This window comes from uncultured Mailhella sp. (assembly GCF_944324575.1).
GTDB lineage: Bacteria > Desulfobacterota > Desulfovibrionia > Desulfovibrionales > Desulfovibrionaceae > Mailhella.
Genome location: NZ_CALUWV010000140.1, coordinates 1 through 4,592 on the forward strand (window position 1 = coordinate 1; position 4,592 = coordinate 4,592).

3 protein-coding genes are annotated in these 4,592 nt (G+C 61.5%); 1 reads left to right on the top strand and 2 read right to left on the bottom strand.

All coding sequences use genetic code 11. The features are described 5' to 3' along the window. Window positions 1–761 (bottom strand): formate/nitrite transporter family protein (locus Q0J81_RS10675; RefSeq protein WP_294447794.1); only part of this gene is annotated, 761 nt, incomplete at its 3' end. 520 nt (window positions 762–1,281) lie between these two features. Continuing rightward, a complete protein-coding gene (locus tag Q0J81_RS10680) occupies window positions 1,282–3,120 on the bottom strand; it encodes a hypothetical protein (protein ID WP_294447796.1) in 1,839 nt (612 codons plus the stop codon). Window positions 3,121–3,572: 452 nt separating this feature from the next. On the opposite strand from Q0J81_RS10680, the gene Q0J81_RS10685 reads away from it, so the two are divergent. After that, window positions 3,573–3,842 carry a hypothetical protein gene (locus Q0J81_RS10685; RefSeq protein WP_294447798.1) on the top strand — a complete coding sequence of 90 codons (270 nt, stop codon included), beginning with the start codon at window positions 3,573–3,575 and terminating at the stop codon, window positions 3,840–3,842. Window positions 3,843–4,592 lie beyond the last annotated feature (750 nt).

Genomic DNA, 4,592 nt, shown 5'->3' on the forward strand with positions numbered 1-4,592 from the left:
GAGCCGCCGACGATGTTGCCGAGGGAGACGAAGAGGAGGTTTGCAAGGATGCCGGGCATGGTGAGGGCACCGGGGGCGGCGGCGAGGGCTTCGGGGGAAGAGGAGGCGAAGAGGCCTGCGGCGAGGTAGTACATATTGGCCACGGAGTGTTCGTAGCCGGAAGCGACGAAGAGCCAGATGGGGAAGAAGATGAGCAGCGCCTTATGGGCAAGAGCATCGGTACGGGAGGAGAGCCACACGGCGAGGCAGACGAGCCAGTTGCAGAAGATGCCGAGCACGAAGGCTTCGGAGGGGCCGAGGGAGGCCTTGGCGGCGGCGGTACGCAGAACGGCGGCGGCCACCTTGCCGCCTGCGGAGGAAAAGAGGCCGGAAGCATGGAGCAGGCAGGCGACGGCCACGGCTCCGGCGAGGTTTCCCAGATAGACGAGGGCCCAGCTTCTGAGCATGGCGGGCAGAGAAAGGGTTTTGCGGCGCACGGCTTCGGTCATGAGGCAGTTGCCGGTGAAGAGTTCCGCGCCGCCCAAAATCACGAGCATGAGTCCCACGGGAAAGAGCAGCCCGGAAAGGCAGCGGCCGAGGCCGTACGTTTCCGGCGAGGCGGAAAAATCGCAGGCGATCACGGTGGAGCCGAAGGCGGCAAGGGCTATGTAGGCGCCGCCGAGCACGGCAAGCATGAAGGCGCGGTCAACGGGCAGCTCTGCCTTGGCGCGCATGGCGTCGGCCACGGCATCGAGCGTTGCTGCAAAGGTTCTGTCCGCCATGAGTTTCCCCCGTCGGTCGTTGAGGTGAGGCAGGCGCGCCGCCGAAGGCGCGAAAGCGGGCCGAATCATCCGAAAGGCCGGGTCGCTCCCCTGCCCTTTCGCGGCAGAAGCAACGACACGTTCCTTCCCCGCGGCATGATTTCCCGCAAGGGAGCGTGCATTCTGGCAGAGTTCGGGAACTTTGGCAATGTTCAAAACAGCACAAGCAAGGCGGACAGAAAAACGGGCAGGACAGGCGGCCCCGGCCGGGAGATTGCGCGGCCTCTGCCGACCATGCAGGGAAGTACGGGGCGACCCCTCACCCCAAAGAAGCCGAGGCAAGGGCAGAGTGTCGCGCGCCCGGCGCCCCGGCAGCAAGACCGCCATGCCGCATGACGTGCTTTCCGGCCATCCGCAACCATGGCGGCACGGCATTGCCCGTTCTGCCCGGCACAAAAGCGCCCCGTCGTCCGCAGGGACTACGAGGCGCCTTTGTGCCTGACGCACGACCGGAGCCGACAGCGTAAGGAACGCCAGACGATCAGACGTTCCCGCATTGCTCGTGGATGGCTTCAAGAATTTCCCGGCGCATGTCGTCTCTGCTGACGTATTCCTCAAGCGAAACCATGATGGCATCGCCGGCTATCCACGCGCCTATGACTGTGATCGCGCCGCCCACGCTGGCTCCCACGGCGGTGCCTATACCAGGCACGGCGGAACCTATGGCCCCACCCAGGTAAACCCCGGCAGCCACGCTGCCGCCTGCTGCGGCTCCGGTGACGAGCTTTCCGGCCACCAGCTTGGCAATGGTGGTGGCGGCAACTTTCATGGCAGGCTTGCTCAGCGCCTTGGCCGCCACCGCGCCGGCGGCCAGACCGAGCGTCGAACTCACCCCCATGCGACTTTTAAAATCAATGGTGGCATTTCTGTCCAAAAGGTCAAGAAAGCTGCTATCCAGCGCAATGACCGTCACTCCGGCTCCCGGCGCCTCCGTCAGACGGAATTTCTGTCCGGCTTCAGCGACCAGGTAGTCGTACTCATCCTCAAGCTGCCCGAGATTGCGAAGCAGCCTTTCAAACGCCGCCGTGTCAATGCCGTACTTGAGGTTCTCCTCAAGCTTCTCCTGCATGTACTGCTTTCCGTCCCCCACAAGCGTCTTCGCTATGCGCATGTATTCCGCGCCGAGGCTGTAATACCAGTCGAGAAAACGGTCCACGTTGGCTTCCATGGCGCCGCACATACGGGCATGCGACAGCAGCACCTCCTGTTTCGCCTTTGCGATGCGCTCAGAGTAGTCACGCGTCAAGCTCTTCACTTCATCATAGAATCCGCTGCGATACAGTACGCCGTCCACCTGCACGACGAACTCTGTCGAGGTCTTTTTCAACGCTTCCACCTTCTCTTCCGCAGAAGCGCTTCCTGCGCTTGAATCCAGTCCCGCAAACAGGAAGGCCGCCCCCAAGAACATCAGCGTGCCGACCACGGAAAACCAGAACACGCTTTTCCTGTCGCAGGGAGGAACCTCCGTGGACGGGATGGCGCGGGCAATGAAAATCCTTCTCCGCTCCGAGGGCGGAATCATGACCGGCATAAAAGCCGCAAGAACGCTGCCGAAGGAAAAGACGGAAATAACCGCCGAGAGCAAGCCGGCTACCACGCCGCCCTGAACAAGCTGCGAGAGGAAGTACATTTCACAGGTCTGAAGATACGACGAAGCGTCCAGCACCCAATTGATGATGTTGCTGCCGGTCATGATCGCGATGGTGCGGGAATCAAGGGCTTCCTGAATGCTGGCATATGCCGGAGCGTCGTAGCAGCCCAGGAAGGCGGCTCCCATCTGAAGCAGAAACGAGAAGATCACCACGCCCCAAAGACTCCAGCCCATGACGCGTCTGTAGATGAGCCACGGAACAGACTCCGCCGGCGTCCTGCGCGCCATCGGCCCATACATGGCCGCCAAGAAAAGAAGCGTGAGCCCAAGAATGCCGAAATCGACCGGCGACATGGCCGCAAGCCTGACCACGCACAAAAACGACAGCAACATGGCCACCACGACGTTCACCAGAAAAAGCATCAAGCGCCGGGACAAGAACCAGGCTATCCAGCCGCCGGAACGGTAGGTGAGCAAGTTGCGCGTCTGCCCTATGACCGCGCAGTAAAAAAGAAAAAGAACATGAAGAGCGAAAAAGAACATCATGCACGCAAGCAGGAACAGCAATGGCAGATCGGCAAGAAAATGCCGCATCAGCGCAAGCAGCGCGAGGTAAAGCGCGGCGTAGAAGAACATCGTGCGTTTCCGACGAAAATACAGCGTCTGCCGCGTCTGCTCATCGTCAACCTCCACGCTTTTCCAGCCCGAAAGCATCTCCCTGAACGTCATGAATCTTCCCCCTTGCGAACGTTTCCCCCGCGCCCGGCCGAAAACCGGAAAACGCTCTCTCCCCGAAGACGGCAGCGCTGCGCGGCAGGCCGCGTTACGTCCCGAAACCGCGAACGGAGCGCCCTGCCGCACCTTAGGCAAAACTCCGCCGCCTTTCAAGGCCGCACGCAAAAAATCCCGGATGCCCCCAGGCCGAGGGCGCAAAAAAAGCCGCTTCACGCGGCATGAAGCCGACACGAAGCGGCCTTCCGTCGGGGGAAAGGCACGGCGTTTCCGGCACGCGCCGTTTCTGCGGCAGCTCGTCACGCATTGACGTTTTCCGAACGCGCAATCCACGCTTCCGGGCGTTTTCCCCTGTGTTCCGGCGTCGTTCTCGTGATTTTTTTTACACTCGCCAAAACGCCGAATTCCTGTTATCCTTGGCGGATACCTAAAACTCTCAGGGAGAAGCCATGACAAGACACGCCTGCCCCTACTGCTCCTCGGAGGATCTCGGCATCATCGACGTTCTGGGCAAGTCCTATTCCGTAGGCTGCCGCGTCTGCGGCATGAGCGGCCCGCAGGGAACCACCGTGGAAGAGGCGGAAAAGGCCTGGAACGGACTCTGTCTTAAATTCTGCAATCACTGCATTTCCCGCCCGTGGGGACGAGCGCTGGCCAAGCGCGTTCAGCAGCTTTCCGAGGCCGCCCTGTGCGCGCCAAAAGAAACTACTCCCGAGTAACATTTTCCTATTCCCGAGTAACACCCACGCCCGTCTGCCCCGGACACGCTGTACGGACGCGGGGCTTGTACGGTGGTCATTTCATGTAACGGCGGAAGTGAATCCCGCCTATTCATGACCACCGGCGCGGACTCCTGACGTCGTCCGCGGGCCCCAGAGCTTCGGGAGACGGCCGTCCTTTGCCAACGAAGGCCCGCCCGAGCGTTGAAAAGCGGCTGTTCAGGCCAACGAAGGTTTCCCGGAGCTTCGAGCAGACGCTCTCCCCAAAAAACATCTGGAAATCTCTGCTTTTTTCCGCCGCCCGAGTGACGCGAATGCCCGTCTGCCCCGGACACGCTGTACGGACGCGGGGCCTGTACGGTGGTCATTTCATTTAACGGCGGGAGTGAATCCCGCCTATTCATGACCACCGGCGCGGACTCCTGACGTCGTCCGCGGGCCCCAGAGCTTCGAGCAGACGCTCTCCCCCAAAAACATCTGGAAATCCCTGTCTTTTTCCGCCGCCCGAGTGACGCGAATGCCCGTCTGCCCCGGACACGCTGTACGGACGCGGGGCCTGTACGGTGGTCATTTCATTTAACGGCGGGAGTGAATCCCGCCTATTCATGACCACCGGCGCGGACTCCTGACGTCGTCCGCGGGCCCCAGAGCTTCGAGCAGACGCTCTCCCCCAAAAACATCTGGAAATCCCTGTCTTTTTCCGCCGCCCGAGTGACGCGAATGCCCGTCTGCCCCGGACACGCTGTACGG